This window comes from Streptomyces sp. NPDC021012 (genome assembly GCF_044333355.1).
In the GTDB taxonomy this organism is placed as follows: Bacteria; Actinomycetota; Actinomycetes; order Streptomycetales; family Streptomycetaceae; genus Streptomyces.
Window position 1 is genome coordinate 238091 of the sequence record NZ_JBIRQU010000003.1, and the last position, 25224, is coordinate 263314.

A 25224-nucleotide genomic window follows, 5' to 3' on the forward strand; every position below is an offset into this window, starting at 1 on the left:
GTGCGGCACCGGGGGCGGAGCCCTGGTCAGGTCGCTGTCGGCGGCTGTGCGGGCAGCCGAGTCAGCCGTACGGGTCGGGTCAGCCGACCAGCTGCTCGTAGGCGGGAAGCGTCAGGAAGTCCGCGTAGTCCGCATCGAGGGAGACGTGCAGGAGCAGGTCGTGGGCCTGCTGCCACTTGCCGGCCGCGAAGGCCTCCTCGCCGATCTCGGCGCGGATCGCGGCGAGCTCCTCGGCGGCGACCTTGCGGGCCAGCTCCGGAGTGGCCGTCTCGCCGTTCTCGAAGACGACGCCGGCGTTGATCCACTGCCAGATCTGCGAGCGCGAGATCTCGGCGGTGGCCGCGTCCTCCATCAGGTTGAAGATGGCGACGGCGCCGAGGCCGCGCAGCCACGCCTCGATGTAGCGGATGCCGACCTGGACGGCGTTGCGCAGGCCGTCGTACGTCGGCTTCGCGTCGAGCGAGTCGATGGCGATGAGGTCGCCGGGCGCGACGGAGACGTCCTCGCGGAGGCGGTCCTTCTGGTTCGGCTTGTCGCCGAGGACGGCGTCGAAGGAGGCCATCGCGATGGGGACCAGGTCGGGGTGGGCGACCCAGGAGCCGTCGAAGCCGTCGCCGGCCTCGCGGTCCTTGTCGGCCTTGACCTTCTCGAAGGCGACCTTGTTGACCTCGGCGTCCTTGCGGGACGGGATGAAGGCCGCCATGCCGCCGATCGCGTGCGCGCCGCGCTTGTGGCAGGTGCGGACGAGGAGTTCGGTGTACGCGCGCATGAACGGGGCCGTCATCGTGACCGCGTTGCGGTCCGGAAGGACGAACTTGGCCCCGCCGTCACGGAAGTTCTTGACGATGGAGAAGAGGTAGTCCCAGCGGCCCGCGTTCAGTCCTGCGGCGTGGTCGCGGAGCTCGTAGAGGATCTCCTCCATCTCGTACGCGGCCGTGATGGTCTCGATGAGGACCGTGGCGCGGACGGTGCCCTGCGGGATGCCGACGTAGTCCTGCGCGAAGACGAAGATGTCGTTCCAGAGGCGGGCCTCCAGGTGCGACTCCGTCTTCGGGAGGTAGAAGTACGGGCCCTTGCCGAGGTCGATCAGACGCTGGGCGTTGTGGAAGAAGTACAGGCCGAAGTCGACGAGCGCGCCGGGCACCGGGCGTCCGTCGAAGGTGAGGTGACGCTCCTCCAGGTGCCAGCCGCGCGGCCGCATGACGACGGTGGCGAGCTGGTCGGCCGGCTTCAGCGCGTACGACTTGCCCGACCTCGGGTCGGTGAAGTCGATGTTCCGGGTGTACGCGTCGATCAGGTTGACCTGGCCGAGGACGACGTTCTCCCAGGTCGGCGCGGAGGCGTCCTCGAAGTCCGCCAGCCAGACCTTCGCGCCGGAGTTGAGCGCGTTGATCGTCATCTTGCGGTCGGTCGGGCCGGTGATCTCGACACGGCGGTCGTTCAGGGCCGCCGGGGCCGGCGCGACCTTCCAGGAGTCGTCGGCGCGGATCGCGGCCGTCTCCGGCAGGAAGTCCAGGGTGGACGTGCGGGCGATCTCGGCGCGACGCTCCGCCCGACGGGCGAGGAGCTCGTCCCGGCGCGGGGTGAACCGCCGGTGCAGTTCGGCGACGAAGGCCAGGGCGGCCTCGGTGAGCACCTCCTCCTGACGCGGGAGGGGCTCGGCATCGACGACGGCCAGGGGCGACGGCGCTGGTGCGGACATGAACTGTCACTTCCTTCAGCGGACTTCACGGGCGGTGCGAGGCGGCCGCCGGGCGTCACGGGACGGCACGGAGTGCCGCAGGCGCCGAGATACGGCCGCTAGCGCCTCTGAACTAGCAGGGGCTTCTGAACAGTGGATACTAGTTTCCTCATAGTGGAAGTTCAATGGTTTGTTGATGTCGAGATTCTCCGGATCGACAGAACATGGCGCTCGGTGCCAGCCCGTTCACTCCAGGTGGGACAGGTCCGCCTCCGTGTCGATGTCGTAGGGCTCGGCCACATCCGAGCAGTCCACCAGCGTGATCGCATCCCGGTGTGCCGCCAGATAGTCCCGCGCGCCCCGGTCGCCCACCGCGCCCTCGGCGATCTCCGGCCAGCGGTCCGCGCCGAAGAGCACCGGGTGGCCGCGCTTGCCCTCGTACGAGGCTGCCGCCAGCGCGTTCCGGGAGTCGTACGCCGCGCGGACCCGGGACACGGCCTCCGGGCCGATGCCCGGCTGGTCGACGAGGAGGACGAGTGCCGCGTCCACACCGCGCGGGTCGGCGGCCAGCGAGGCGAGCCCGGCCCGGAGGGAGGAGCCCATGCCCTCCGCCCACTCCGGGTTGTCCACCAGGACGCACCCGGGCAGCTCCGCCCGCTCCCGTACGGCGTCGGCCGACGCCCCGAGCACCACGTGCACCACCTCGCACCCGGCGCCGCGCAGCACCCCCACCGCGTACTCGACCAGCGGCCGCCCCCGGTGCGGGAGGAGCGCCTTGGGGCGTCCCCCGAGCCGCCTGCCGCCCCCGGCGGCGAGGAGGAGTCCGGCGACGACGGGGCTTCGGTCATGTGTCGTTGTCATGGGGACTGCATACCTCATGGGGCGGAATCACACGGTCGCCTGAATTCCGTCCACCAAGGGTGGCGCGGTGGGGTGGCGAAGGAGTTAACTGGCCCGCGAATCACGGCGCCCGACCGCCGTCCGGGGGGCCGGCTCGGGGTGTCCGGAGTGTTCGTCGTACGGAGTTCTGCGCACGGTGTCGTGCGGGGGGAGAACCATGTTGCGAAGCGTGGGGCAGAGGCGAGTGACCGGCGAGGGCGTGGACCCCAGGGTGGCCGAACTGCGATCCGCCGTATCCCGGCTCCGGCGTGAACTGGCGGCGCACCGCGTCGAGTTCGCCGACCGGGAGATCGCCGAGGACGAGCTCGCCGCCCTCGACGCCATGGCGCTCAGCGGTGACCCCGAGGTACGGCGGCTGCGCCGCTCCCTGCTGCTCGTCGCGGGCTCCGTCGGCTCCGTCAGCGCCCTCGCCGAGGGACTCGCCGGGGTCCGGCGCGCGGTCGAACTCTTCGGTCCCCCGCGGCCCGGGCAGTAGACCGGCGGCCGGCCTCCGGCCGGTCCCCGGAGGCCCCTCCGGAGCGGGACCTTCGGGTACCCGGGAGGGGTTTACAGGGCTCTGTGCGATGGCCGAACCGGAGAGAAAGCTTCCATCCTGAAGGCAGGCCCGTTTCGGCGGGCCCGACCGGAAGGTGGTGGTGGACGTGGAGGCCACGGGCGACGATTTGCCGCGGGGCGCCCCGGTTCCCGGCGGTCCCGACCCGCTGGGAGACCCGTACCTGCGGACACGATTCGCCCTGCCGAGCCGCCCCGGCACGTTCCTGCGCCGCGACCGGCTGGTCGAGCACCTCGAACAGGCCCTGCTGACCCCGCTGACCGTGGTCAACGGCAGTGCGGGGGCCGGCAAGACCCTCCTGGTCGCCGACTGGGCCGCGAACCTGGGGCGGCCGGTCGCCTGGCTCGCGCTCGACGCGGCGGTCGAGGGTCCGGGGATGTTCTGGGCCCATCTGCTCCAGTCCCTGAACGCCGCCGGGGCACCGGTGCCCACCGCAGTCGGCTTCCCCATCGACGCGACACGAGCCCCCCACACGCTCCTGAGCCGACTCGCCTGGGGACTCGCCGGGCGCGACCGGCCCGTCACCGTGGTGATCGACGAGTTCGAGCGGATGACCGACCCCGAGGTCGGACGGCAGCTGGAGTTCGTCCTGCGGCACGCGGGGCAGGGACTGCGCCTCGTCCTCGTCAGCCGTACCGAGCCCCTCCTCCCGCTCCACCGCTACCGCCTCGCCGGCGAGATGACCGAGATCCGGGACGCCGAGCTGGCCTTCACCACCGAGGAGGCGGTCGACCTCCTCGAACTGCACGGCCTGTCACTGTCCGCCCCGGTGGCCCGGGCACTGGTGGAGCGCACCCGGGGATGGGCGGCCGGCCTCCGGCTGAGCGCCCTGGCCGCGCGGTCGACCCCGGATCCCGAGCGCTATCTGAAGGAGTTCGAGGCAGGGCGCAGCACGATCGCCGACTTCCTGCTGGCCGAGGTGCTGGAACGGCAGACACCGGAGACGCAGGACCTGCTGCTGCGGATCAGCGTGCTGGACCGCTTCTGCCCCGACCTGGCGGACGAGCTGACCCGGCGGCGTGACGCCGCGACGATCCTGGCCGCACTGCACCGCGCCAACGCCTTCGTCGAGGACTTCGGGCAGGGCTGGTACCGGCTCCACCCGTTGTTCCGGGAGATCCTCCGGACCCATCTGCGCCAACGCGCCCCCGGCGTCGAGCCGGAGCTGCACCGGCGTGCCGCGCACTGGCTGCGGCGCTTCGGCACGCTCCCCGAGATGCTGGCGCACGGCGCCGCCGCCCAGGACTGGACGTACATGGCCCGGGCCCTGGTCGAGGACCTGGCGATCGGACAGCTCTTCACCGGCCTCGGCTTCGCGGAGCCGGCGGACTGGTTCGCCGGGACGGAGGGAGAGGCGGCCGACCCGTCCCTGAACCTCGTCCGCGCCGCATGCGAACTGTCCCGCCCGGCTCTCGACGGCGGCCTGGCGCACCTGCGCCGCGCGGCGGAGCAGCTGGCGGCCGACGACCGGGGCTCCCCGGCGGCCCTGCTGAGCTGCGCCCTGCTCGAGGCGCTCGCCGGACGGCTGGCCGGCTCGGCGCACCAGGCGGAGCGCGCCGCCCGGACGGCCCAGCGGCTGATGCCGCAGCTGCCCTCCCGGCTGCTGGACGGGCACCCGGAACTCGCGGCCCTCCTGCTGACCCACGTGGGCTCCGCGCGGCTGTGGGCCGGACACCACGACGAGGCCCGGGCCGCCCTCACCGCGGTGACCCGCGGTCCCCGTACGGCGTCCACGCTCCTCCCGAGGATGGAGGCGCTGGAACACCTGGCGCTCGTCGACCACCTCGACGCCAGGCCGAGCGCGGCGGAGCGCAAGGTCTTCGCGATGACGGCCGAGGCCGAGCGGTACGGCCTCGCCCAGCCGTCGGGTTCCGGGCTCGGACAGCTGGTGCTCGCCGCGGTCGCCCTCGACCGGGACGAGCTGGACCGCGCCGAGGCCCTCCTCGCCCGGACGTCCGACCGGCCGCCGGTGGACCCGGTGACGGCCGCCGTCAGGCGGGCCGTGACGGCCGGCGTGCTCCTGGACCGGGGCCGTACGCGGGAGGCGCTGGCCGTCGCGGCCCGGCCCGTCCCCGCCGCCGAGGCATCGCCCTGGGCGCAGGGCCGTGCCGCCCTGGTCGCCTCGGAAGCCCATCTGGCCGAGGGCCGCCCGGACGCGGCCGTCGAAGTCCTCCGCCAGCTCGCCGGTGAGCTGCCGGAGTGCACCGTCGGCGCGGCGCGGGCCCACCTCGCCGCCGGCGACCCCGGCACGGCCCTCCGCCTGCTCGACGGCCTCGCGGCCCACGGGAGCGCCGGTCCGGGGGTGTCCGTACCGGCCGCGTTGGTACGGGCGCGGGCGTCGGTACTGGAGGGGGACACGGCCACCGCCCGCAGGATGGTCGCCCAGGCCCTCGCCGAGGGGCGCCGCGAGGGGCTCAGGCGCGCCTTCCGGGTCGCCGGACCCTGGATCGCTCCCTTCCTGGCCGAGCCCCCGCTGCGGGCGTCGGCCGCCGGATGGCTCGTACCCGGATCCGAGTCGTACGACGGGACGGAGCGGGGCGGACCCGGAACCGGGCCGGGCGCGCCGGTGGAGCAGCTCAGCGGACGGGAGCGCGAGGTCCTGGAGCGGCTCGCCCGGGCGATGTCGACCGAGGACATCGCCGCCGACCTGTTCGTGTCCGTGAACACGGTGAAGACCCACCTCAAGAGCGCCTACCGGAAGCTGTCGGTGCACCGGCGCAACGACGCCGTCCGCCGCGCCCGCGAGCTGCGGCTGCTGTGACCTGGCGCCGGGCACCGGAGGACGCACCCGTCCCGCGGCCCTTCCTCACCCGCCCCGGGTGAGGCGGCCGGTGACCGTTTCGGATGTGATGGCGGCGAGGGTGGGCTCGACCTTCCGCTGCCGCCGACACCGGCGGCCAGGCCCGGCGAGGTGGCGACCGTGAAGAAGTGGCGCGCTCTGATCGTGCTGGGGACGGCCCAGTTCCTGATGGTGCTCGATACCTCCGTCATGAACGTGTCCATCAGCCAGCTGGTCGAGGACTTCGACACCGAGGTGACCGCCATCCAGGCCGTCATCACCCTGTACGCCCTGGTCATGGCCGCCTTCATGATCATCGGAGGCAGAATCGGTGACATCCTGGGCCGTCGCCGCGTCTTCCTGATCGGCATGACCGTCTACGGCCTCGGATCGGCCCTGACCGCCGTGGCGCCCCGTCTGTGGGTCCTGGCCCTGGGGTGGTCGGTCATCGAGGGGCTCGGCGCCGCCCTGGTGCTCCCGTCCATGGCGGCCCTCGTCGCCGAGTCCTACCGGGGCCGCGACCGCTCCGTGGCGTACGGCGTCGTGGGCGGCCTGGCCGGTGCCGGCATCGCGGTCGGCCCGCTGCTCGGCGGCTGGGTGACGACGTACCTCACCTGGCGCCTGGTCTTCGCGGGCGAGGTCGTGGTGGTGCTTGCCGTCCTGCTCGCGCGGCGGGCGATCCCGGAACCGGCCCCGGTGAGCCGGCGTCCCGGCCTGGACGTCGTCGGCGCCGTCCTTTCGGCGGTCGGCCTGGGCCTCGGCGTGCTCGGCGTGCTGCAGAGCGGCACCTGGGGATGGGTGGAGCCGCGCAACCCGCCCTTCACCGTCTTCGGCTTCGCCCCCACGCTGTTCGTGGTCGGGGCCGGGGTGGTGGTCCTGTTCCTCTTCCGGGTCTGGGAGGAGCGGCGGGAGGCCGCCGGCGCCGACCCCCTGGTCCATCTGGCCCTGTTCCACAGGCCCACCCTGCGTTCGGGGCTGATGACCCTGCTGAGCCAGAACCTCATCCTGCTGGGGCTGTTCTTCACCATCCCGCTCTATCTGCAGGTGGTGCAGGGACTCGACGCCTTCGAGACGGGACTGCGGCTGCTGCCGGTCTCCGTCACCATGCTCGCGGCCTCCCTGGGCGCGGCGAAACTCGGACGCAAGCTGGGTCCGCGGCGGATCGTGCGGACGGCCCTCGTCCTGCTCCTCGCCGCCATCGCCTGGCTCCTCGGCACCATCGACCCCGTCATCGACGACGCCCAGTTCTTCTCGGCCATGGCCCTCCTCGGCCTGGGCATGGGGCTGCTCGCCTCGCAGCTCGGCAACGTCGTCCAGTCCAGCGTCGGGGAGCGGGAGCGCAGCGAGGTCGGCGGCCTGCAGTTCACCGCCCAGAACCTGGGGTCCGCGCTGGGCACGGCCCTCATCGGATCCCTGCTGATCGGGGCCCTGGCCCAGGCCTTCACCACCCAGGTGGAGGACGACCCGAGGCTCTCGGAGGAGGCGCTCCGGCAGACGAGCGTCGCCCTGGAGGCCGGGATCAGCTTCGTCCCCGCCGACGAGGTCCGTGCGGCGGCGGAGGACGCGGGACTTCCGCCCCAGGAGGTGGACGCCGTCACCGACTCGTACGCCTCGGCTCAGCTGGCCGGCCTCAAGGCGGCCATCCTCGCGACCGGGGGCATCACCCTGGCGAGCTTCCTGGTGACGCGCGGCCTCCCCGGTGCGGGCGGGGCCACCGGTGCGGAAGGGGCCACGGGCGCAAACGGGACCGCTGGTACGGGTGGGGACACCGGTACGGGCGGGGCCGCGGCGGACGGCCCCGCGGGTGCGGGCCGCCGCCGGGACACCGAGGGGCCCGCGCCGTCGGAGCCCGGTTCCGAGGGCCCCTGAGTCACCCGCGCAGGGTGAGGCAGCCGGAGACGCGAAGACGGACCATCGCATCAGGGCCCGACCGGCCCTGTGACAGCCACCCCCACCACGGGAGGGGCAGATCATGCAGTACGAGATCCGGATCGACGGCCTCATGTCGGAGGCCCTGATCGGATCCTTCCCCGAGCTGGAGCACGTGATGATCTCCGGCCAGACGGTGCTGTACGGCCCTCTCGTGGACGAGGCCCACCTCTACGGCCTGCTGGCCCGCTTCCAGTCCCTCGGACTGCACGTGGTGGAACTGCGGCGGCTGCCGGAATGACCGAGACGGACCCCGGCGGAAGCCCGGCGGGAGAAGGAACCGGAAACGGAGCCGAGACATGGACACACAGATGTACCTCGCCTACGACTATCCGCTGCTGAGCATGTTCTGGACCATGCTGTGGTTCTTCCTGTGGATCCTGTGGTTCATCCTGCTCTTCCGGATCATCGGCGACATCTTCCGCGACGACGCCCTGGGCGGCTGGGGCAAGGCCGGCTGGATGGCGTTCGTCATCCTGCTGCCGTTCCTCGGCGTGCTCGTCTACGTGATCGCCCGCGGCAAGAGCATGGGCCGCCGCGAGATCGACCACGCCCGCGAGAAGCAGCAGGCCTTCGACGCCTACGTCCGCGAGACCGCCGGCGGCGGCAGCAGGCCCAGCCGGGCCGAGGAACTCCATCGGCTCGCCGACCTCCGTACCCGGGGCGACATCAGCGAGGAGGAGTTCCAGCGGGCCAAGGCCCTCGTCCTGAACGACGACCGTCCGTCCACGTCCGCCGGCACCACCACGGCCCCTCGGTGAGACGGGCCGGGGAGAAGGAGAGACCGAGATGAACGCCACGCACACCGCTCACGCCTCGTCGGCGAAATACGCCTGGGCCGGGGGCCTGCGGGTCTTCGCCGCCGTCATGCTCTCCCTCGCGGGACTGTTCGGCATCTTCCGCGGGATCATGGCCATCGCCGAGGACGAGGTCTTCGTCACCACGCCCAACTACGTCTTCAAGTTCGACCTCACCGGTTGGGGCTGGGTCCATCTGGGCCTGGGCATCGTCGCCCTGCTGGTCAGCTTCGGACTCTTCACGGCGGCCGCTTGGGCGCGGTACACCGGCGTCGGCATCGCGGCGCTCGTGATCATCGCCAACTTCCTCTCACTGCCGTACTACCCGTGGTGGTCCGTCATCATGATCGTGATGTCCGGGGTCGTCATCTGGGCCCTGTGCGTCGACCGGGGTGAGGACGTCGTCGGCCGTCCCGCTGACGGGAGGCTGCCGTGAAGGACCTCAAGTTCGAGCAGAAGAGCTCCCTGACCCGTACCGAGGCCGCCGACCAGCTGGAGGCGCTCGCCGACGCGCTCAGGGCGGGTGAGGAGGCCGAGATCCCGCTGGGGCCCGGCGTACTGAGCCTGCGGGTGCCGGAAGAACTCCGCAGCGAGGTGGAGTTCGAGGTCGGCGACGGCGAGATCGAGCTGGAGATCGAGCTGAAGTGGCGGACGGGCCGCGGCTCGCGCGACACGACCGCCCCCGAGGGGAAGGCCGACGGGGCGGAGGCGCCCGAACCGGAGCCCGAGCCGAAGACCAGACCCGGGACGAAGAGGGCCGAGGCGAAGAAGACCGAGGCGGGGAAGAAGGCCGAGGCCCCCGTCCGGAGACGGAAGGCCACGCCACCGGCCAAGTCCAGACGCACCACCCCGAGGGCCGCGTGAGCCGGTCCCCGCTCGGGGTCGGGGTTCTCGTTTCACCCGCTTGACCTGGCTGCCGTGCCGGTGCGGCCGGGCACGAGTTGGGTGGGAACCCCGACTCCCGAGAACGGTGACCGCCATGTACGAGATGCACATCGCGCCCGACGACTCCAACGGACTCCTGGTCTGGCACGTGATCGCCAAACAGGCGGCCAACAGCCTCTGTGGTCAGGCCGTCGACCGTGGCGCGGACGGGATGCGGACGGACCGGCACTGTCTGTCGTGCATGCGGTCCTTCCAGGAGCTGATGGCCGCGCGGGCCGACTCGCCGGCCCAGGGCCGGCCCGACGGCCTCACCGTCTGATCAGCCGGCGGGCCGTCGCCGTCGCCACCGCCGCCGTGCGCGAGTCCACGCCCAGCTTCGCGAAGATGTGGACCAGGTGGGACTTCACCGTCGCCTGGCTGAGGAACAGCGCCTTGCTGATCTGCTGGTTCGACAGGCCCTCGCCCACCAGCTGGAGGACCTCCAGCTCGCGCTTGGTCAGGGCCTCCGCGGGGGTCCGCATCCGGTCCATCAGCCGGTGCGCCACCGCCGGGGCGAGCGCCGACTGCCCGGCCGCCGCCGTCCGGACCGCCGCCGCCAGCTCCTCCGGCGGTGCGTCCTTCAGGAGGTAGCCGGAGGCTCCCGCCTCCACCGCCGCCAGGATGTCCGCGTCCGTGTCGTACGTCGTCAGGACCAGCACCTTCGGCCCGCCCGGGGCCGCGGTGATCGCCGCCGTCGCCTCCGAGCCGTGCATCCCCGGGCCGAACTGCAGGTCCATCAGGACCACGTCGACGTCCCCGGCGGCGGCCAGCTCCACCGCGCGCTCGGCCGTGGCCGCCTCCGCGACCACGGCGAAGTCCGGCTCGGTGTCGAGGACCGCGCGCAGGCCCGCCCGTACCACCGGGTGGTCGTCGGCGAGGAGGAGTCGGATGGTCATGCTTCAGGCTCCAGTGGGGAGGGGGAGGGAGACGGCGACGGCGGTGCCCTGGCCGGGCGCCGCCTCGACGGTGAACGTGCCGCCCAGCGACTCCGCCCGCGAGCGCATCGCCGGAAGCCCGAAACCACCGTCGGAGGAGGGACGCACGGAGACGGGGTCGAAGCCCCGGCCGTCGTCGACCACGTCCAGGGTCACCGACGCGTCCATGAAGGAGAGGGTGATCTCGGCCCGCGAGGCCGAGGCGTGCCGCACCGTGTTCGCCAGCGCCGACTGCGCGATCCGCAGCAGCGCCACCTCGTACGGGGTCGGCAGCTCGACCGGCGTGCCGCTCACCGAGAAGCGGACCCGGGGCCCCGGCCCCCCGCCCGGCTCGCACAGGCGCTCCAGGGCCCCCGCGAGGGAGCCGTGCTCCAGGTCCGGCGGCGTGAGCGCCCGGACGAAGCGCCGGGCCTCCGCCAGGTTGTCCTGCGCCGCCTCGCGCGCCCGGCCGATGTGGCCCGCGGCGGGGGAGTCCGGCGGAAGCTGCCGCTCGGCCGCCCGCAGCAGCAGCTGGATCGAGGACAGGCCCTGCGCGAGCGTGTCGTGGATCTCCCGGGCGAGCCGCTCCCGCTCGGCGAGCGTCCCCGCATGCCGCTCCGCCGCCGCCAGCTCCGCCCGTGTCTCGATCAGCTCCTCGATGAGCCGGCGCCGCCGCTCGCTCTCCCGGTACAGGGCCTGGTAGCCGAGGACGGTCGCCACCGCGACCGCCGCGCCGAGCAGCGGCCCGATGAAGACCCCCGGGTTGAGCGGGGCGCCGTGTCCCACGTACGAGAGGATCGCCGCGCCCGCCGTGAGGGCCACGACCGGCAGCGACCAGCGGGTGGGCAGCAGGTGCAGCTGGAGGAAGTACAGGGGGAAGGCCAGCCAGAGCGCCTCCGGGGTGAGCCAGAGCAGCCCGAGCCAGGACGCTCCGAGGACCCCCAGCCACACCGCGGCGGCGCGCTGCGAGCTCCGCACGGACGGCAGGTACGAGCCCGCCGCGTAGACCGCGCCCATGACCACCGACATCACCGTCCCGGCGGTCGAGTCCGCCCGTACCGCCGCCAGGACGAGCAGGCCCGCCATGAGGAGGTGCAGGCAGAGGCGCAGGGCGCGCAGGGCGGGGGTGAGGGAACGCGGATCCATGGTGCCCCCAGCGTAGGCGGGACGAGACAATCCGGGCTCAACCAAAAGTTTGATAGCGGAGCAATCCGTGGCGCGATGCCCGCGGGGCACCTCGCGGACCACTCTGGTCAGCATGTTCGTGGCATGGAGAGACCTGAGATTCGCCAAGGGGCGTTTCACCCTCATGGGCACCGTGATCGTGCTGATCACCCTGCTCGTGGGACTGCTGTCCGGGCTGACCGCCGGACTCGCGCGAGAGAACATCTCCGCGATCACCGGTCTGCCCGCCGACCGGCTGGCCTTCGCGGCCCCGCCGTCGGGGCAGTCGGCCTCCTTCACCAATTCGACGGTGACGGAGGAGCAGTGGAGCGGGTGGGCGAAGCGGCCCGGTGTGACGGAGGCCGACCCGCTCGGCATCCGTACCCTCAACGCCGTCGCCGGGGAGCACACCGCCGCGGTCTCCGCCTTCGGTACGGAGCCGGGCGCGGGTCTCGCGCCCGGGAAGGTCGGCGCGGGGAAGGCCGTCCTGTCCGAGTCGGCCGCGGAGGAGCTGGCCGTGGGCGCCGGCGACACCGTCCGCCTCGGCCCGCTGGAGGTCACCGTCGCGGCGGTCTCCGGCGACGCCTCGTACAGCCACACCCCCGTGGTGTGGACCTCGCTCGACGACTGGCAGAAGGTCGGCCGCAACGGCACCGCCCCGGAGGAGGAGGCCACCGTCATCGCGCTGAGCGGCGACGGCGTCGACTGGGCGGCCGGCGACAAGGCCGCCGGCACCGAGGCCCGCACCCTCGACGGCGCGCTGACCGCCATAGGGTCCTACCAGTCCGAGAACGGCTCGCTCCAGCTGATGCGCGGCTTCCTCTTCGCCATCTCCGCGCTGGTCATAGGGGCCTTCTTCACCGTCTGGACCATCCAGCGCAGCGGTGACGTCGCCGTCCTCAAGGCGCTCGGCGCCTCCACGCCGTACCTCCTCAAGGACGCCCTCGGGCAGGCCGTCCTCATGCTCACCGCCGGCACCCTGCTCGGCACCGCGCTCGCGGTCGGCCTCGGCGCCCTCATCAGCGGCGGGAACGTGCCCTTCGTCCTCGAACCGCTCACGGTCCTCGGTCCGGCCGCCGTGATCGTCGTCCTCGGTGTCCTCGGCGCCGCCCTGTCCATCCGGCGGATCACCGCCGTCGACCCCCTCACCGCCCTCGGGAGCGCCCGATGAGCCTCGTCCTCGACGCCGTCACCCTGACCTACCCCGACGGCGACGGCCGGCTCACCGCCCTCGACGCCGTCTCCCTCACCGTCCCCGCCGGTACGCTCACGGCCGTCGTCGGCCCGTCCGGCTCCGGCAAGTCCAGCCTGCTCGCCGTCGCCGCGACCCTGGTGACCCCGGACGAGGGCCGGGTCGTCGTCGCCGGTACGGAGACGGGGAGCCTCACCGCCGCCGCCAAGGCGGAGCTGCGCCGCGAGCACATCGGGATCGTCTTCCAGCAGCCGAACCTGCTGCCCTCGCTGAGCGCGGTGGAGCAGCTCCAGGTGATGGCCCATCTGTCCGGGCGCGGGCCGAAGGAGGTCCAGGGCCGGGCCATGGAACTGCTCGGCGCGGTGGGCCTGGCGGACCAGGCGCACCGGCGGCCGCACCAGCTGTCGGGCGGTCAGCGGCAGCGGGTCAACATCGCGCGGGCGCTGATGAACGAGCCGTCCGTCCTCCTCGTCGACGAGCCGACGAGCGCCCTCGACCACGAGCGGGGCGCGGCGGTCATGGACCTCCTCGCCACGCTGACGGCCGAGCGGGGCACAGCGACGGTGCTCGTCACCCACGACCGCACCCACCTGGCCCGCACGGACCACACGGTGACGGTGCAGGACGGGCGTCTGACGGAGTCGGTCGACGCCTGAACCGCCCGGTGCGCCCGGTCCGTCGGACGGACCGGGCGCACCGGGAGCGGGTCCGCGGGGTCGGACCTCGACCACATGGCCGAGGTCCGACCCCGCGTCGGTCTCAGCCCTGGTTGTTGCCCGCCGTGTTCGCCAGGGCCGCCGACAGTTCGCGGGCCACTTCCTGGAGGATCGGGACGATCTTCTCCGTGGCGGCCTCGGTGACGCGGCCCGCCGGGCCCGAGATGGAGATGGCCGCGGCGGTGGGGGAGTCGGGGACGGAGACCGCGAGGCAGCGGACTCCTATCTCCTGCTCGTTGTCGTCGACGGCGTACCCGGTCTCGCGGACCGCGACGAGCGCGTCGAGGAAGCCGTCCGGGGTGGTGATGGTCTTCTCGGTCGCGGCCGGCATGCCGGTGCGGGCGAGCAGCGCGCGCACCTCCTCCGCCGGGGTGTGCGCGAGGAGTGCCTTGCCGACGCCGGTGGAGTGCGGCAGGACCCGGCGGCCGACCTCGGTGAACATGCGCATCGAGTGCTTGGACGGCACCTGGGCGACGTACACGATCTCGTCGCCGTCGAGCAGGGCCATGTTCGCCGTCTCGCCGGTCTCCTCGACGAGCCGCGCCAGGTAGGGGCGGGCCCAGGTGCCGAGGAGGCGGGAGGCGGACTCGCCGAGCCGGATGAGCCGGGGGCCGAGCGCGTACCGGCGGTTGGGCTGCTGGCGCACGTAGCCGCAGGCGACGAGGGTGCGCATCAGGCGGTGGATGGTGGGGAGCGGGAGTCCGCTGCTGGCGGAGAGCTCGCTCAGCCCGACCTCGCCCCCGGCGTCGGCCATCCGCTCCAGGAGGTCGAAGGCGCGCTCAAGGGACTGGACGCCCCCGCTCGCGGCGGGCTTGGCGGCGTCGGTGGTGCTGGCGCTGGACGTCGGCACGTCAACGGTCCTTTCGGGGCAGGCGGGCAAGGCAGCAGCCTACCGGGCCGTCGGCCGGGGCACACGGCCCCGGTCCTGGCGTCAGCGCCGGTCAGGGGGTGTTTGTCCGGTGTCGGTGACGGCCCGGAGCGGTCCGGGCCCGGCTCGCATGTGCGGAGCTACGTTCTACTGTACGGAATCGCGATTCCACTTTGTGGAAACCTCTAAGTCGGGTTCTCCGGCGGCCGATGCTGGAAGTCTGCCCTTGACGACCCGTCGCCGGGAAGTGAAGACTCCTTTTCAACAGTTCGTTGAAATTCCCGTTGAAGTGCTGGAAGAAGGGGTACGGGTGGACGTCAACCTGGTCCTGCGTTCGACACGCGTCATCACCCCCGAGGGGACGCGCCCGGCGTCGATCGCCGTCTCCGGTGGGACGATCGCGGCCGTGCTGCCGTACGACGCGGAGGTACCGGCCGGTGCCCGCCTGGAGGACGTCGGCGACGACGTCGTGCTGCCCGGCCTCGTCGACACCCACGTGCACGTGAACGACCCGGGCCGCACCGAGTGGGAGGGCTTCTGGACCGCCACCCGCGCGGCCGCCGCCGGCGGCATCACCACGCTGCTCGACATGCCGCTGAACTCGCTGCCGCCGACCACCACGGTGGACAACCTGCGGGTCAAGCAGGACGTCGCCCGCACCAAGGCGCACATCGACGTCGGCTTCTGGGGCGGCGCGCTGCCCGACAACGTCAAGGACCTGCGCCCCCTCCACGACGCCGGCGTCTACGGCTTCAAGTGCTTCCTGTCGCCCTCCGGAGTGGAGGAGTTCCCCGAGCTCGACCAGGAGCAGCTGGCGAACTCGCTCGCCGAGATCTCCGGCTTCGACGGCCTGATGATCGTGCACGCCGAGGACCCGCACCACCTCGCCGCCGCGCCCCAGCGCTCGGGCGGCGCCTACGCCGACTTCCTCGCCTCCCGCCCCCGGGACGCCGAGAACACGGCCATCGAGAACCTGGTCAACCAGGCCCGCCGGCTCAACGCCCGCGTCCACGTCCTGCACCTGTCCTCCTCGGACGCGCTGCCGCTGATCGCGGCCGCCAAAGCCGAGGGCGTGAAGATCACCGTCGAGTCCTGCCCGCACTTCCTCACCCTCACGGCCGAGGAGATCCCGGACGGCGCCACCGAGTTCAAGTGCTGCCCGCCCATCCGCGAGGCCTCGAACCAGGACGCGCTGTGGCAGGGGCTCGCGGACGGCACGATCGACTGCATCGTCTCCGACCACTCCCCGTCCACCGCCGACCTGAAGACCCCGGACTTCGCCTCCGCCTGGGGCGGCATCTCCTCCCTCCAGCTCGGCCTGCCCGCCATCTGGACCGAGGCCCGCCGCCGCGGCCACAGCCTGGAGGACGTGGTCCGCTGGATGTCCCAGGGCCCCGCCCGGCTGGCCGGACTCACCCGCAAGGGCGCCATCGAGGCCGGCCGCGACGCCGACTTCGCCGTCCTCGCCCCCGACGCCACCTTCACCGTCGACCCGGCCGAGCTCCAGCACCGCAACCGGATCACCGCCTACGCCGGCAAGACCCTCCACGGCGTCGTCACCGCCACCTGGCTGCGCGGCGAGAAGATCGCCGACCGCGGCACCCTCGCCGAGCCCTCCGGCCGCCTCCTCGAAAGGAACAACTGACGTGTCGTCCATACCCAGCTTCACCGGTGACGCCAGCCCCTACGGCGGCGGCGACCCGTACGCCGACTACCGGACGGCCGACTTCCCCTTCACCCAGTACGCGGACCTCGCCGACCGGCGCCTCGGCGCGGGCGTCGTCGCGGCCAACGACGAGTTCTTCGCCGAGCGCGAGAACCTGCTGAAGCCCGAGGCCGCCGAGTTCGACCCCGAGCACTTCGGCCACAAGGGCAAGATCATGGACGGCTGGGAGACCCGCCGCCGCCGCGGCGTCTCCGCCCAGCAGCCGCACCCCACCGAGGACGACCACGACTGGGCCCTCGTACGCCTCGGCGCGCCCGGCGTCGTCCGCGGCATCGTCGTCGACACCGCCCACTTCCGCGGCAACTACCCGCAGGCCGTCTCCGTCGAGGCGACCTCCGTGGCCGGCTCGCCCTCGCCCGAGGAGCTCCTCGCCGACGACGTGAAGTGGACGACGCTCGTCCCGCGCACCGCCGTCGGCGGCCACGCCGCCAACGGCTTCGCCGTCGACGTGGAGCAGCGCTTCACGCACCTGCGCGTCAACCAGCACCCCGACGGCGGCATCGCCCGCCTCCGCGTCTACGGCGAGGTCGCCCCCGACCCCGCGTGGCTCGGCGTCCTCGGCACCTTCGACCTCGCGGCCCTGGAGAACGGCGGCCAGGTCGAGGACGCCTCGGACCGCTTCTACTCCCCGGCCACCAACACCATCCAGCCGGGCCGCTCCCGCAAGATGGACGACGGCTGGGAGACCCGCCGCCGCCGCGACAAGGGCAACGACTGGATCCGCTACGCCCTGGTCGCCGAGTCCGAGATCCGCGCCGTCGAGATCGACACCGCCTACCTCAAGGGCAACAGCGCCGGCTGGGCCGCCCTCTCCGTCGCCGCCGAGGGCTCGGAGGACTGGACCGAGATCCTGCCCCGGACCCGCCTCCAGCCCGACACCAACCACCGGTTCGTCCTCGACACCCCGGCGGTCGGCTCCCGCGTCCGCATCGACATCTACCCGGACGGCGGCATCTCCCGCCTCCGCCTCTTCGGCTCCCTCACGGAGGCCGGTACGGCGCGGCTGACCGCCCGCCACCAGGAGCTCGGCGGCTGACCGGCTCCCCCTGAACTGGGCGGGTACGACACCCCGCCCGGCCCGCGAGGGCGCACCGACCCGACAGCACCGGTGCGCCCTCGCGCCTCCCTTTCTACTGGGTCACGCGGCGTGCCCGCCGTCCACCGAGAACTCGGCGCCCGTCACGTAGCGTCCGCCGGGGCCCGCGAGGAAGGCGACCATCGACGCCACCTCGTCCGGGGTGCCGAAGCGGCCGAGCGCCGTCATGGCGGCCTGCCCCGGGGCGTACGGCCCGTCCGCCGGGTTCATGTCGGTGTCGACGGGACCGGGGTGGACGATGTTCGCCGTGATGCCGCGCCCGCCCAGCTCCCGCGCGAGCGCCTTCGTCAGCCCGATCAGGGCCGCCTTGCTCATCGTGTAGAGCGTTCCGCCGGGGCCCGGCACCCGCTGGGTCATGCAGGTGCCGATCGTGACGATCCGCCCGCCCTCGGAGAAGCGCGCGGCGGCCGCCTGCGAGGCGAGGAAGGCCGCCCTGACGTTCACCGCGAGGACCCGGTCCACCTCCGCGAGGGAGAGCGACTCCAGCGGACCGAGGACGCCCGCGCCGACGTTGTTCACCAGGACGTCGAGGCGCCCGAGGGCGTCCGCCGCCCACTCCACGGCGCCCGCCGCGTCCCCGGCGTCGGCCGCGTCCGCCCGCAGGGGCAGCGCCTTGCGGCCGGCCGCCTCGATCCGCGCGGCGACCTCCTTGGCCCGCGCCTCGTCCTGGACCCAGGTGAAGGCCACGTCGGCGCCCTCCCGGGCCAGCCGCACCGCCGTCGCCGCGCCGATCCCCCGGCTGCCGCCCGTGACCAGGACCGCCGTGCCGTTCATCGTGGACATTCCGAAACCTCCGTGAGAAGCGTCAAGTGGTTGCGGGTTCAATGAAAGTCGGCGGGGCGCCCCGACGCTGGCGGCAATCGGACACCGACCCGATCACCGATCCACCGGTTCGCCGGTTCACCGATGAGTTCCGCCCGGCGGCGCGGTCAGAGCTTCCGAGACACGATGGTCCGGAGAGAAGAAAGGGCATCCGCCATGGCCACGCTCAGCCTCACCCAGTTCCTCACCCTCGACGGCGTCATCCAGGCGCCCGGCGGCCCCGAGGAGGACCCCAGCGAGGGCTTCGAGCACGGCGGCTGGTCCGCGCCGTACGACGACGAGGACTTCGGGCAGCGCGTCACCGAGATCTTCGCCCGCCCGACCGCCTTCCTCCTCGGCCGCCGCACCTACGACATCTTCGCGGGCTACTGGCCCCAGCACGACGCCCCCGACAACCCCGTCGCCTCCAAGCTCAACCACCTCCCCAAGTACGTCGCCACCACCACCCTCACCTCGGCGGACTGGGAGAACACCACCCTGCTCCGCGGTGACGTCGTCAAGGAGGTCACCGCCCTCAAGGAGCGCCTCGACGGCGAGATCCAGATGCACGGCAGCGCCGGCCTCGCCCGGACCCTCCTCGACCACGACCTCATCGACACCCTCCACCTCCAGGTCTTCCCCGTGGTCCTCGGCACCGGCCGCCGCCTCTTCTCCGACGGGGTCCGCCCCACCGCCTTCCGCCTCACCGACGCGCGCGTCACCAGCACGGGCGTCACCCTCCACACGTACGAACTGGCCGGCCGCCCCACGTACGGCAGCTTCTGAACCGGCGGCCGAGGAAAGGTGTAGCCGCCACGGGCCCGTCCCGGTACGGTGATCGCTCCGAGTGCGAGCCGTCGAAGTCTCCACCCCGCCCCTACCGTTGGAGAACCGGCCCGCGATGTCAGCCTCGTCGATCGCCGCACCCGTATCCCTCGGCGCCCCGCGCCGGGCCTGGCTCACCGACCTGCCCGTCCTGCTCGTCGCCGTCGTCTGGGGCGCCAGCTATCTCGCGGCCAAGGGCATCACCACCGGCCACACCGTCATCGCGGTCCTCGTGCTGCGGTTCGCCGTGGTCCTGCCCGTCCTCGTCGCCGCCGGGTGGCGCAGGCTCCGGGCCCTCGGCGCCGCCCAGTGGCGCGGTGCCGCGACCCTCGGGCTGATCCTCGGCGGGATCTTCCTCCTGGAGACGTACGGCGTCGTCCAGACCTCCGCCACCAACGCGGGCCTGATCATCAGCCTCACCATGATCTTCACCCCGCTCGCCGAGGCCGCCGTCACCCGCGTCGCCCCTCCCCGCGCCTTCCTCGCCGCCGCCGCGCTCTCCGTCGCCGGTGTCGTGCTGCTGACCCAGGGCGGCGGGTTCACCGCCCCCTCCCTCGGCGATCTGCTCATGCTGTTCGCCGCCCTCGCCCGTACCGTCCACGTCCTCGCCATGTCCCGGATCAAGGCGGTCCGGTCGGCCGACTCGCTCTCCCTCACCACCGTCCAGCTCGGCTCCGCCGTCGCCGTGTTCGCCGTCATCGCCGCCTTCCCCGGCACCGGCGCCACGCCCTGGGCCGCGGCCCTCGACTTCGGCCCGCGCGAGTGGGCCGGGCTGCTCTTCCTCTCCGTCTTCTGCACGCTCTTCGCCTTCTTCGTGCAGATGTGGGCCGTCCGCCGCACCTCGCCGTCCCGGGTCAGCCTCCTCCTCGGCACGGAGCCGCTCTGGGCCGCCGCCGCGGGCATCGCCCTCGCCGGCGACCGCCCCGGCACCCTCGGCATCGCGGGCGCCGCGCTGGTCCTCGCGGGGACGAGCTGGGGCCGCCGCGCCACGGACCGGGACGCCGGGTAGGGACGGGCCTCGGGAGGAACCGGGCCCGGGTAGGGGCGGTCTTGGAGGGACGGCCTCGGAGGGACGGGCTCCGGTAGGGACGGGCTCCGGTAGGGACGGGCCCTGGTAGGGACGGGCCCTGGTAGGGACGGGCCCTGGTAGGGACGGGCCCCGGTAGGAACGGGCCCCGGTAGGAACGGGCCCCGGTAGGCCCGTCCGGCAGGGACGTCCGGCAGGTCCTCGCCCCGCCACCTCAGTCCTGCGCTATTCGGCCGGCCCCGATCACGAGGACCAGTCCGAAGACCGCGACGACGATGTTCGCGAACAGCTCCCGGCCCTCCAGGAACCCCACGTTCTCCGTGAGGAACCGGGTCAGGCCCATGAAGGGGAACCAGCCGCCGGTCAGCTCGCGGATCACCCCGGCGACGCCGGCCACGAGCAGCAGTCCCCCGATGCCCTCAAGAATCTTCTTCATGAGCCGATCATGAACGGGCCGGCCGCCCCGTCGCGTCCGCCGCCCGTCCATGCCGGCCGATACCAAAGTATCGACCCGCGCGACTCCCGTAGCGCGACCGCCCGCACGGCCGCTGGACCGCCCCCGGCCTGCGTACATTTGCGGACATGACTCGTACGGACCGGCAGCGCTGGCTGTTCCCCTCCCACCTGGTCGCACCGGCCGGGAACGGGGCGGCCCGACCCCGCCGTACCGTCCGCGACTGGATCGTGGACACCTCGCTCTTCCTCCTCGCCGCCTTCGTGGGGCTCCTCGCCGCCGACGCCAGCGCGCAGTACACCAGCGGGACCGTCTCCCTCCTCGACCAGCTGGCCGGCGCCGCCGCCTGCTGCGCCCTCTGGCTGCGCCGGCGGTGGCCCGTGGGACTCGCCGTCGGCCTCTGCCTGGTGAGTGCCGTCGCCCCGGTCGCCGCGGGCGCCGTCCTCGCGAGCCTGTTCAGCGTCGCGGTTCGCCGTCCCTTCCGTGAGGTCGCCTGGATCGGGGCGCTCGCCCTCGCGGCCTCCGTCACCCAGGTCTTCGTCCGCCCCGACCCCACCATCAACGTCGGCCTCGCCCTCGCCATCGGCTTCGTCTTCATCCTCCTCGTCACCGCCTGGGGCATGCTCGTCCGCTCCCGGCGCCAGCTCGTCGAGGCCCTGAGGGAACGGGCCCGCCGCGCCGAGGCCGAGGCCGAACTGCGCGCCGCCCAGGCCCAGCGGCTCGCCCGCGAGGCCATCGCCCGCGAGATGCACGACGTCCTCGCCCACCGGCTCACCCTGCTCAGCGTGCACGCCGGAGCCCTGGAGTTCCGGCCGGACGCCCCGCCCGAGCAGATCGCCCGGGCGGCCGGAGTCATCCGCGACAGCGCCCACGAAGCCCTCCAGGACCTCCGCGAGATCATCGGCGTCCTGCGCGCGCCCGGCGAGAACGGCGACGGCGACCGGCCCCAGCCCACCCTCGTCACCCTCGACGCGCTCGTCGACGAGTCCCGCGAGGCCGGTGCGGACGTCGTCCTCGACTCCACCGTCGACGACCCGGCCGCCGTGCCCGCCGCCACCGGCCGCACCGTCTACCGCATCGCGCAGGAGGGCCTCACCAACGCCCGCAAGCACGCCCCCGGCACCACGGTCACCGTCACCGTCCGGGGCCGCCCCGGCGAAGGCCTCACCGTCGACATCCACAACCCGGCCCCCGCCGGACCCGTCCCGCACGTCCCCGGCTCCGGCCAGGGCCTCATCGGCCTCACCGAACGCGCCGCCCTCGCCGGCGGCCGGATGGAACACGGCCCGACCCCCGACGGCGGATTCGCCCTGCACGCCTGGCTGCCGTGGCCGGCATGACCGCCCGGCCGATCCCGCCATGCCCGCGTCCGCCCGTGGCCGACATGACCGCCCGGCCGGTCGTGTCGCATGCGCGGCTACCGTGGCCCCCATGACCATCCGGCTGCTGATCGTCGACGACGACCCCCTGGTCCGCGCGGGCCTCACCCTCATGCTCGGCGGTGCCGACGACCTGGAGATCGTCGGTGAGGGAGCCGACGGACGCGAGGTGCCCGAGCTCGTCGCCCGGCATGCCCCGGACGTCGTCCTCATGGACATCCGGATGCCCCAGGTGGACGGCCTCACGGCCACCGAGCGCCTCCGCGCCCTCCCCGGCGCCCCCGAGGTCGTCGTCCTGACCACCTTCCACGCCGATGAGCAGGTGCTGCGCGCCCTGCGGGCCGGTGCCGCCGGGTTCGTCCTCAAGGACACCCCGCCCGCCGAGATCGTCGCCGCCGTCCGCCGGGTCGCCGCGGGCGACCCCGTCCTCTCCCCGGCCGTCACCCGCCAGCTCATGACCCACGTCGTGGAGCGGCAGCCGGAGCAGCCGCGCCGGACGACGGCCGCCGCCCGCCTCGCCGAACTCGCCGACCGGGAGCGGGAGGTGGCCGTCGCCGTCGGTCACGGCCGGTCCAACGCCGAGATCGCCGCCGAGCTGTACATGGGCGTCCCCACGGTCAAGACCCACGTCTCCCGGATCCTCGCCAAGCTCGGCCTCAACAACCGTGTCCAGATCGCGCTGCTCGTCCATGACGCGGGCCTCGTCGACGCGGACGAGAACGACTAGTCGGATAGTCTGCTTCGATGTCCGTCATCGAACTGGGGGAGTACGGCGCGGACTTCACCGCGAACCCGTACCCCTACTACGCGAAACTCCGTGAAGCAGGTCCCGTCCACGAGGTGCGGCTGCCCGACGGCTTCCAGTTCTGGCTGGTCGTCGGCCACGAGGAGGCGCGAGCGGCGCTCGCCGATCCGCGGCTCGCCAAGTCCCCGTCCGTCATCGGCGTACGGCCGCCGGAGGAGGAGGTCATCGGCGTCCACCTCCTCTCGGCGGACGGCACCGACCACACCCGGCTCCGCCGCCTGGTCACGGCCGAGTTCACCGGCCGCCGGGTCGAGAGCCTGCGCCCCCGCATCGAGCGGCTCACCCACGAGCTCGCCGACGCCATGGAACCGGCCGGCCGCGCCGACCTCGTCGACGCCTACGCGTTCCCGCTGCCGATCACCGTCATCTGCGAGCTCCTCGGCGTCCCCGCCGAGGACCGCGACACCTTCCGCGGCTGGTCGAACGAGCTCGTCACCCCGACCGGCGAGCGGGGCATCCTCGACGCCCTGGAGGGCTTCGGCGGCTACCTCGACGGGCTCATCGAGGACAAGCGGGCCGCGGGACCCGCCGACGACCTGCTCTCCGGTCTGATCGCCGCCCGCGCCGAGGACGGCGACCGGCTCTCCGGGCCCGAACTCCGCGCCATGGCCTACCTGCTGCTCATCGCCGGCCACGAGACCACCGTCAACCTGATCTCCAACACCGTCCGCAACCTGCTCGCCCACCCCGAGCAGCTCGCCGCCCTGCGCGCGGACCCGGACCTCCTCGACGGGACGATCGAGGAGTCCCTGCGGTACGACGGTCCGGTGGAGACCGCCACCTTCCGCGTCACCCGGGAGGCCGTGACCATCGGCGACACCGTGATCCCGGCGGGGCAGAGCGTCATCGTGGGGATCGGCGCGTCCGACCGGGACCCGGTCCGCTTCCCCGGACCCGACCGCTTCGACATCCGCCGCGAGACCAAGGGCCACCTCGCCTTCGGCCACGGCATCCACTACTGCCTGGGCGCCCCGCTCGCCCGCCTGGAGGGAAGGATCGCCCTCCGGACGCTCCTGGACCGCTTCCCCGGCCTCGAACTCGACGCGGAGGCCGGTTCGTTGGAATGGCTGCCCGGCATGCTCATGCGCGGGACCCGTCGTCTCCCCGTCCGGTGGTGAACCCTTGAGCGACCAGACCCCCGCCCTCGACCTCGACCTCGACCTCGCCCGGAAGGTCCTCGACGCGCAGCCGTTCAGCCGGCTCGTCGGCGCCCGCCTCACCGAATTCGGCGCGGGCCGGGCGGTCCTGGAGGTGGACCACCGCGACGAGCTGAGACAGCAGAACGGCTTCCTGCACGGCGGCGTGCTCTCGTACGCGGCGGACAACGCGATCACCTTCGCCGCGGGCGCCGAGCTCGGCGCGGCCGTGCTGACGGCCGGGTTCTCCATCCAGTACGTCCGGCCCGCCACGGGCGGCGTGCTGCGCGCCCGGGCGGAGGTGGTCCACGCCGGGCGGCGTCAGGCGGTGGTCCGCTGCGACCTGTCGACCGTCGACGAGCAGGGCACCGAGACACTGTGCGCGGTCGCCCAGGGCACGGTGCTCTCAGCCGGCTGAACAGGGCACGGCGCCCTCAGCCGGCTGGACCGGCCCCGGTGAGCCGCACCGGCCGCCGCCCCGGCATCAGTGCGGGACCGGAACCGGCCGCCGCTCCCGTCGCGAGCGCTCGCAGGCCTCGGCGATGCGGAGCGCCGCGAGGGCCTCCCGGCCGTCGCAGGGGTTGGGGGTCTCGCCGCGGACCAGGCGTACGAAGGCGTCGAGCTCCGCCTCGTACGCGGGGGCGAACCGCTCCAGGAAGCCCGGCCAGGGCTTGCCCGGGGCGGGAGGGCCCTGGGGCTCCACCGAGGCGAGCGGGGAGCGGTCGTCCAGGCCCACCGCGATCTGGTCCCGCTCGCCCGCCAGCTCCATCCGGACGTCGTACCCGGCGCCGTTGCACCGGGTCGCGGTCGCCGTCACCAGCGTGCCGTCGTCCAGGGTGAGGAGCGCGGCGGCCGAGGACACGTCCCCCGCCTCCCGGAACATCACCGGGCCCGCGTCCGAGCCCGTCGCGTACACCTCGACGACCTCCCGCCCGGTCACCCAGCGGACGATGTCGAAGTCGTGCACGAGACAGTCGCGGAAGAGACCGCCGGAGAGCGGCAGGTACGCGGCGGGCGGCGGCTCCGGGTCGGAGGTCACGGCCCGCACGGTGTGCAGCCGACCGAGCCGCCCCGACCGCACCGCCTCGCGCGCCGCCCGGTAGCCCGCGTCGAAGCGGCGCATGAACCCCAGCTGGAGCACCGTGCCCGCCTCCTCCACCGCGTCGAGCGCGGCGAGGGTCCCCGGCACGTCCAGGGCGATCGGCTTCTCGCAGAAGGCCGGCAGCCCCGCCCCGGCGGCGCGGGCGATCAGCTCCGCGTGCGCGGCCGTCGCCGAGGCGATCACCACGGCGTCCAGGGCGTGCCCGAGCAGCGCGTCCACGTCCGGCGCCGCCTCCGCGCCGAGCGCCCCCGCGACCCCGGCCGCCCGAACCGGGTCCGCGTCCGCCACCACCAGCGACTCGACCTCCGGGTGCCGGGCCAGCACACCCGCGTGGAAGCTCCCGATCCGTCCCGTACCGATCAGTCCGATGCGCATGGCCCCACCGTGGAGGCGGGCGACCCGACTGTCAAGGATTTGTCAGGACATCCGGACGTCACGACTTCCCGTCATCAAGCT

The 25224-nt window shown here is 73.3% G+C and carries 26 protein-coding genes; 18 read left to right on the forward strand and 8 right to left on the reverse strand.

The annotated features are described in order from the left end of the window. Window positions 1–79 precede the first annotated feature (79 nt). Window positions 80–1702, reverse strand: coding sequence for a malate synthase A (aceB, locus tag ACH4TP_RS10845; RefSeq protein ID WP_398437101.1), 1623 nt, complete (start codon window positions 1700–1702; stop codon window positions 80–82). A 225-nt stretch (window positions 1703–1927) separates the two neighbouring features. Further along, window positions 1928–2542, reverse strand: coding sequence for an NTP transferase domain-containing protein (locus tag ACH4TP_RS10850; protein ID WP_398185290.1), 615 nt, complete (start codon window positions 2540–2542; stop codon window positions 1928–1930). A gap of 196 nt (window positions 2543–2738) precedes the next feature. Here ACH4TP_RS10850 and ACH4TP_RS10855 point away from each other — a divergent pair, with 196 nt between their 5' ends. From ACH4TP_RS10855 to ACH4TP_RS10890, 8 genes are all read left to right on the forward strand, one after another. Then, complete coding sequence (locus tag ACH4TP_RS10855) at window positions 2739–3056, forward strand: DUF5955 family protein (RefSeq protein WP_389232887.1); 318 nt, start codon at window positions 2739–2741, stop codon at window positions 3054–3056. A 160-nt stretch (window positions 3057–3216) separates the two neighbouring features. After that, window positions 3217–5895 carry a LuxR C-terminal-related transcriptional regulator gene (locus ACH4TP_RS10860; protein ID WP_398437102.1) on the forward strand — a complete coding sequence of 893 codons (2679 nt, stop codon included), beginning with the start codon at window positions 3217–3219 and terminating at the stop codon, window positions 5893–5895. A 159-nt stretch (window positions 5896–6054) separates the two neighbouring features. Then, window positions 6055–7782 carry an MFS transporter gene (locus tag ACH4TP_RS10865; RefSeq protein ID WP_398437104.1) on the forward strand — a complete coding sequence of 576 codons (1728 nt, stop codon included), beginning with the start codon at window positions 6055–6057 and terminating at the stop codon, window positions 7780–7782. A 103-nt stretch (window positions 7783–7885) separates the two neighbouring features. Next, a complete protein-coding gene (locus ACH4TP_RS10870; RefSeq protein ID WP_389232893.1) occupies window positions 7886–8083 on the forward strand; it encodes a hypothetical protein in 198 nt (65 codons plus the stop codon). 58 nt (window positions 8084–8141) lie between these two features. Continuing rightward, the gene (locus ACH4TP_RS10875) at window positions 8142–8603 is read left to right on the forward strand and encodes an SHOCT domain-containing protein (RefSeq protein ID WP_362648057.1); all 462 of its coding nucleotides are present in this window, start codon (window positions 8142–8144) and stop codon (window positions 8601–8603) included. A gap of 28 nt (window positions 8604–8631) precedes the next feature. Continuing rightward, entirely contained in the window at window positions 8632–9075 is a 444-nt protein-coding gene (locus ACH4TP_RS10880) for a hypothetical protein (protein WP_389232899.1), read from the forward strand. Next, the gene (locus tag ACH4TP_RS10885) at window positions 9072–9503 is read left to right on the forward strand and encodes an amphi-Trp domain-containing protein (RefSeq protein ID WP_398437106.1); all 432 of its coding nucleotides are present in this window, start codon (window positions 9072–9074) and stop codon (window positions 9501–9503) included. The genes ACH4TP_RS10880 and ACH4TP_RS10885 overlap by 4 nt, the downstream gene beginning before the upstream one ends. A gap of 115 nt (window positions 9504–9618) precedes the next feature. Next, the gene (locus ACH4TP_RS10890) at window positions 9619–9843 is read left to right on the forward strand and encodes a hypothetical protein (RefSeq protein WP_389232905.1); all 225 of its coding nucleotides are present in this window, start codon (window positions 9619–9621) and stop codon (window positions 9841–9843) included. On the opposite strand, the gene ACH4TP_RS10895 is transcribed toward ACH4TP_RS10890, so the two are convergent. Together ACH4TP_RS10895 and ACH4TP_RS10900 are read right to left on the reverse strand one after the other, a co-directional pair. Then, window positions 9833–10459 carry a response regulator gene (locus ACH4TP_RS10895; protein ID WP_389232908.1) on the reverse strand — a complete coding sequence of 209 codons (627 nt, stop codon included), beginning with the start codon at window positions 10457–10459 and terminating at the stop codon, window positions 9833–9835. The genes ACH4TP_RS10890 and ACH4TP_RS10895 overlap by 11 nt on opposite strands. A 3-nt stretch (window positions 10460–10462) precedes the next feature. Then, window positions 10463–11623 carry a histidine kinase gene (locus ACH4TP_RS10900; RefSeq protein WP_389232911.1) on the reverse strand — a complete coding sequence of 387 codons (1161 nt, stop codon included), beginning with the start codon at window positions 11621–11623 and terminating at the stop codon, window positions 10463–10465. A gap of 112 nt (window positions 11624–11735) precedes the next feature. Between ACH4TP_RS10900 and ACH4TP_RS10905 the strand changes: the two genes are divergently transcribed. Continuing rightward, window positions 11736–12812, forward strand: coding sequence for an ABC transporter permease (locus ACH4TP_RS10905; RefSeq protein ID WP_398437108.1), 1077 nt, complete (start codon window positions 11736–11738; stop codon window positions 12810–12812). Then, entirely contained in the window at window positions 12809–13489 is a 681-nt protein-coding gene (locus tag ACH4TP_RS10910; protein ID WP_398185269.1) for an ABC transporter ATP-binding protein, read from the forward strand. The genes ACH4TP_RS10905 and ACH4TP_RS10910 overlap by 4 nt, the downstream gene beginning before the upstream one ends. Before the next feature lie 103 nt (window positions 13490–13592). Here ACH4TP_RS10910 and ACH4TP_RS10915 read toward each other — a convergent pair whose 3' ends face one another. Then, window positions 13593–14399, reverse strand: a complete 807-nt coding sequence (locus ACH4TP_RS10915) for an IclR family transcriptional regulator (RefSeq protein ID WP_389232919.1) — start codon at window positions 14397–14399, stop codon at window positions 13593–13595. A gap of 328 nt (window positions 14400–14727) precedes the next feature. On the opposite strand from ACH4TP_RS10915, the gene allB reads away from it, so the two are divergent. Further along, entirely contained in the window at window positions 14728–16062 is a 1335-nt protein-coding gene (gene allB, locus ACH4TP_RS10920; protein ID WP_398191431.1) for an allantoinase AllB, read from the forward strand. Between the two features lies 1 nt (window position 16063). Then, entirely contained in the window at window positions 16064–17179 is a 1116-nt protein-coding gene (alc, locus tag ACH4TP_RS10925) for an allantoicase (RefSeq protein WP_389232924.1), read from the forward strand. Between the two features lie 102 nt (window positions 17180–17281). Here alc and ACH4TP_RS10930 read toward each other — a convergent pair whose 3' ends face one another. Beyond that, window positions 17282–18022, reverse strand: a complete 741-nt coding sequence (locus ACH4TP_RS10930; protein ID WP_398191425.1) for an SDR family NAD(P)-dependent oxidoreductase — start codon at window positions 18020–18022, stop codon at window positions 17282–17284. Window positions 18023–18217: 195 nt separating this feature from the next. Here ACH4TP_RS10930 and ACH4TP_RS10935 point away from each other — a divergent pair, with 195 nt between their 5' ends. Both ACH4TP_RS10935 and ACH4TP_RS10940 read left to right on the forward strand, forming a co-directional pair. Further along, window positions 18218–18826: a dihydrofolate reductase family protein gene (locus tag ACH4TP_RS10935; RefSeq protein ID WP_389232928.1), complete on the forward strand. Its 609-nt coding sequence runs from the start codon at window positions 18218–18220 to the stop codon at window positions 18824–18826. Window positions 18827–18941: 115 nt separating this feature from the next. Further along, window positions 18942–19874 (forward strand): DMT family transporter, encoded by a 933-nt coding sequence (locus ACH4TP_RS10940; RefSeq protein ID WP_398437112.1) that lies wholly within the window; start codon window positions 18942–18944, stop codon window positions 19872–19874. A 232-nt stretch (window positions 19875–20106) separates the two neighbouring features. Here the strand turns inward: ACH4TP_RS10940 and ACH4TP_RS10945 are convergent, their stop codons facing one another. Next, window positions 20107–20328: a hypothetical protein gene (locus ACH4TP_RS10945; RefSeq protein WP_398191419.1), complete on the reverse strand. Its 222-nt coding sequence runs from the start codon at window positions 20326–20328 to the stop codon at window positions 20107–20109. 146 nt (window positions 20329–20474) lie between these two features. Between ACH4TP_RS10945 and ACH4TP_RS10950 the strand changes: the two genes are divergently transcribed. The 4 genes from ACH4TP_RS10950 (at window position 20475) to ACH4TP_RS10965 (ending at window position 24084) form a co-directional block, all read left to right on the forward strand. After that, window positions 20475–21686, forward strand: coding sequence for a sensor histidine kinase (locus ACH4TP_RS10950; protein WP_398437113.1), 1212 nt, complete (start codon window positions 20475–20477; stop codon window positions 21684–21686). A gap of 91 nt (window positions 21687–21777) precedes the next feature. Continuing rightward, on the forward strand, window positions 21778–22452 hold the full coding sequence (locus ACH4TP_RS10955; protein WP_389232940.1) for a response regulator: 675 nt from the start codon (window positions 21778–21780) through the stop codon (window positions 22450–22452). A 17-nt stretch (window positions 22453–22469) separates the two neighbouring features. After that, window positions 22470–23648 carry a cytochrome P450 gene (locus ACH4TP_RS10960; RefSeq protein ID WP_398191413.1) on the forward strand — a complete coding sequence of 393 codons (1179 nt, stop codon included), beginning with the start codon at window positions 22470–22472 and terminating at the stop codon, window positions 23646–23648. 4 nt (window positions 23649–23652) lie between these two features. Further along, entirely contained in the window at window positions 23653–24084 is a 432-nt protein-coding gene (locus tag ACH4TP_RS10965; protein ID WP_398437114.1) for a PaaI family thioesterase, read from the forward strand. Between the two features lie 66 nt (window positions 24085–24150). On the opposite strand, the gene ACH4TP_RS10970 is transcribed toward ACH4TP_RS10965, so the two are convergent. Then, window positions 24151–25143, reverse strand: coding sequence for a Gfo/Idh/MocA family oxidoreductase (locus tag ACH4TP_RS10970; RefSeq protein ID WP_398191407.1), 993 nt, complete (start codon window positions 25141–25143; stop codon window positions 24151–24153). Between the last annotated feature and the right edge of the window lie 81 nt (window positions 25144–25224).

Bases quoted from the DNA above. Each gene is read 5' to 3' on its own strand.
- aceB (WP_398437101.1), bottom strand. From the start codon at position 1,702: ATGTCCGCACCAGCGCCGTCGCCCCTGGCCGTCGTCGATGCCGAGCCC.
- ACH4TP_RS10850 (WP_398185290.1), bottom strand. From the start codon at position 2,542: ATGACAACGACACATGACCGAAGCCCCGTCGTCGCCGGACTCCTCCTC.
- ACH4TP_RS10855 (WP_389232887.1), top strand. From the start codon at position 2,739: ATGTTGCGAAGCGTGGGGCAGAGGCGAGTGACCGGCGAGGGCGTGGAC.
- ACH4TP_RS10870 (WP_389232893.1), top strand. From the start codon at position 7,886: ATGCAGTACGAGATCCGGATCGACGGCCTCATGTCGGAGGCCCTGATC.
- ACH4TP_RS10875 (WP_362648057.1), top strand. From the start codon at position 8,142: ATGGACACACAGATGTACCTCGCCTACGACTATCCGCTGCTGAGCATG.
- ACH4TP_RS10880 (WP_389232899.1), top strand. From the start codon at position 8,632: ATGAACGCCACGCACACCGCTCACGCCTCGTCGGCGAAATACGCCTGG.
- ACH4TP_RS10890 (WP_389232905.1), top strand. From the start codon at position 9,619: ATGTACGAGATGCACATCGCGCCCGACGACTCCAACGGACTCCTGGTC.
- ACH4TP_RS10895 (WP_389232908.1), bottom strand. From the start codon at position 10,459: ATGACCATCCGACTCCTCCTCGCCGACGACCACCCGGTGGTACGGGCG.
- ACH4TP_RS10900 (WP_389232911.1), bottom strand. From the start codon at position 11,623: ATGGATCCGCGTTCCCTCACCCCCGCCCTGCGCGCCCTGCGCCTCTGC.
- ACH4TP_RS10905 (WP_398437108.1), top strand. From the start codon at position 11,736: ATGTTCGTGGCATGGAGAGACCTGAGATTCGCCAAGGGGCGTTTCACC.
- ACH4TP_RS10910 (WP_398185269.1), top strand. From the start codon at position 12,809: ATGAGCCTCGTCCTCGACGCCGTCACCCTGACCTACCCCGACGGCGAC.
- ACH4TP_RS10930 (WP_398191425.1), bottom strand. From the start codon at position 18,022: ATGTCCACGATGAACGGCACGGCGGTCCTGGTCACGGGCGGCAGCCGG.
- ACH4TP_RS10935 (WP_389232928.1), top strand. From the start codon at position 18,218: ATGGCCACGCTCAGCCTCACCCAGTTCCTCACCCTCGACGGCGTCATC.
- ACH4TP_RS10940 (WP_398437112.1), top strand. From the start codon at position 18,942: ATGTCAGCCTCGTCGATCGCCGCACCCGTATCCCTCGGCGCCCCGCGC.
- ACH4TP_RS10945 (WP_398191419.1), bottom strand. From the start codon at position 20,328: ATGAAGAAGATTCTTGAGGGCATCGGGGGACTGCTGCTCGTGGCCGGC.
- ACH4TP_RS10950 (WP_398437113.1), top strand. From the start codon at position 20,475: ATGACTCGTACGGACCGGCAGCGCTGGCTGTTCCCCTCCCACCTGGTC.
- ACH4TP_RS10955 (WP_389232940.1), top strand. From the start codon at position 21,778: ATGACCATCCGGCTGCTGATCGTCGACGACGACCCCCTGGTCCGCGCG.
- ACH4TP_RS10960 (WP_398191413.1), top strand. From the start codon at position 22,470: ATGTCCGTCATCGAACTGGGGGAGTACGGCGCGGACTTCACCGCGAAC.
- ACH4TP_RS10970 (WP_398191407.1), bottom strand. From the start codon at position 25,143: ATGCGCATCGGACTGATCGGTACGGGACGGATCGGGAGCTTCCACGCG.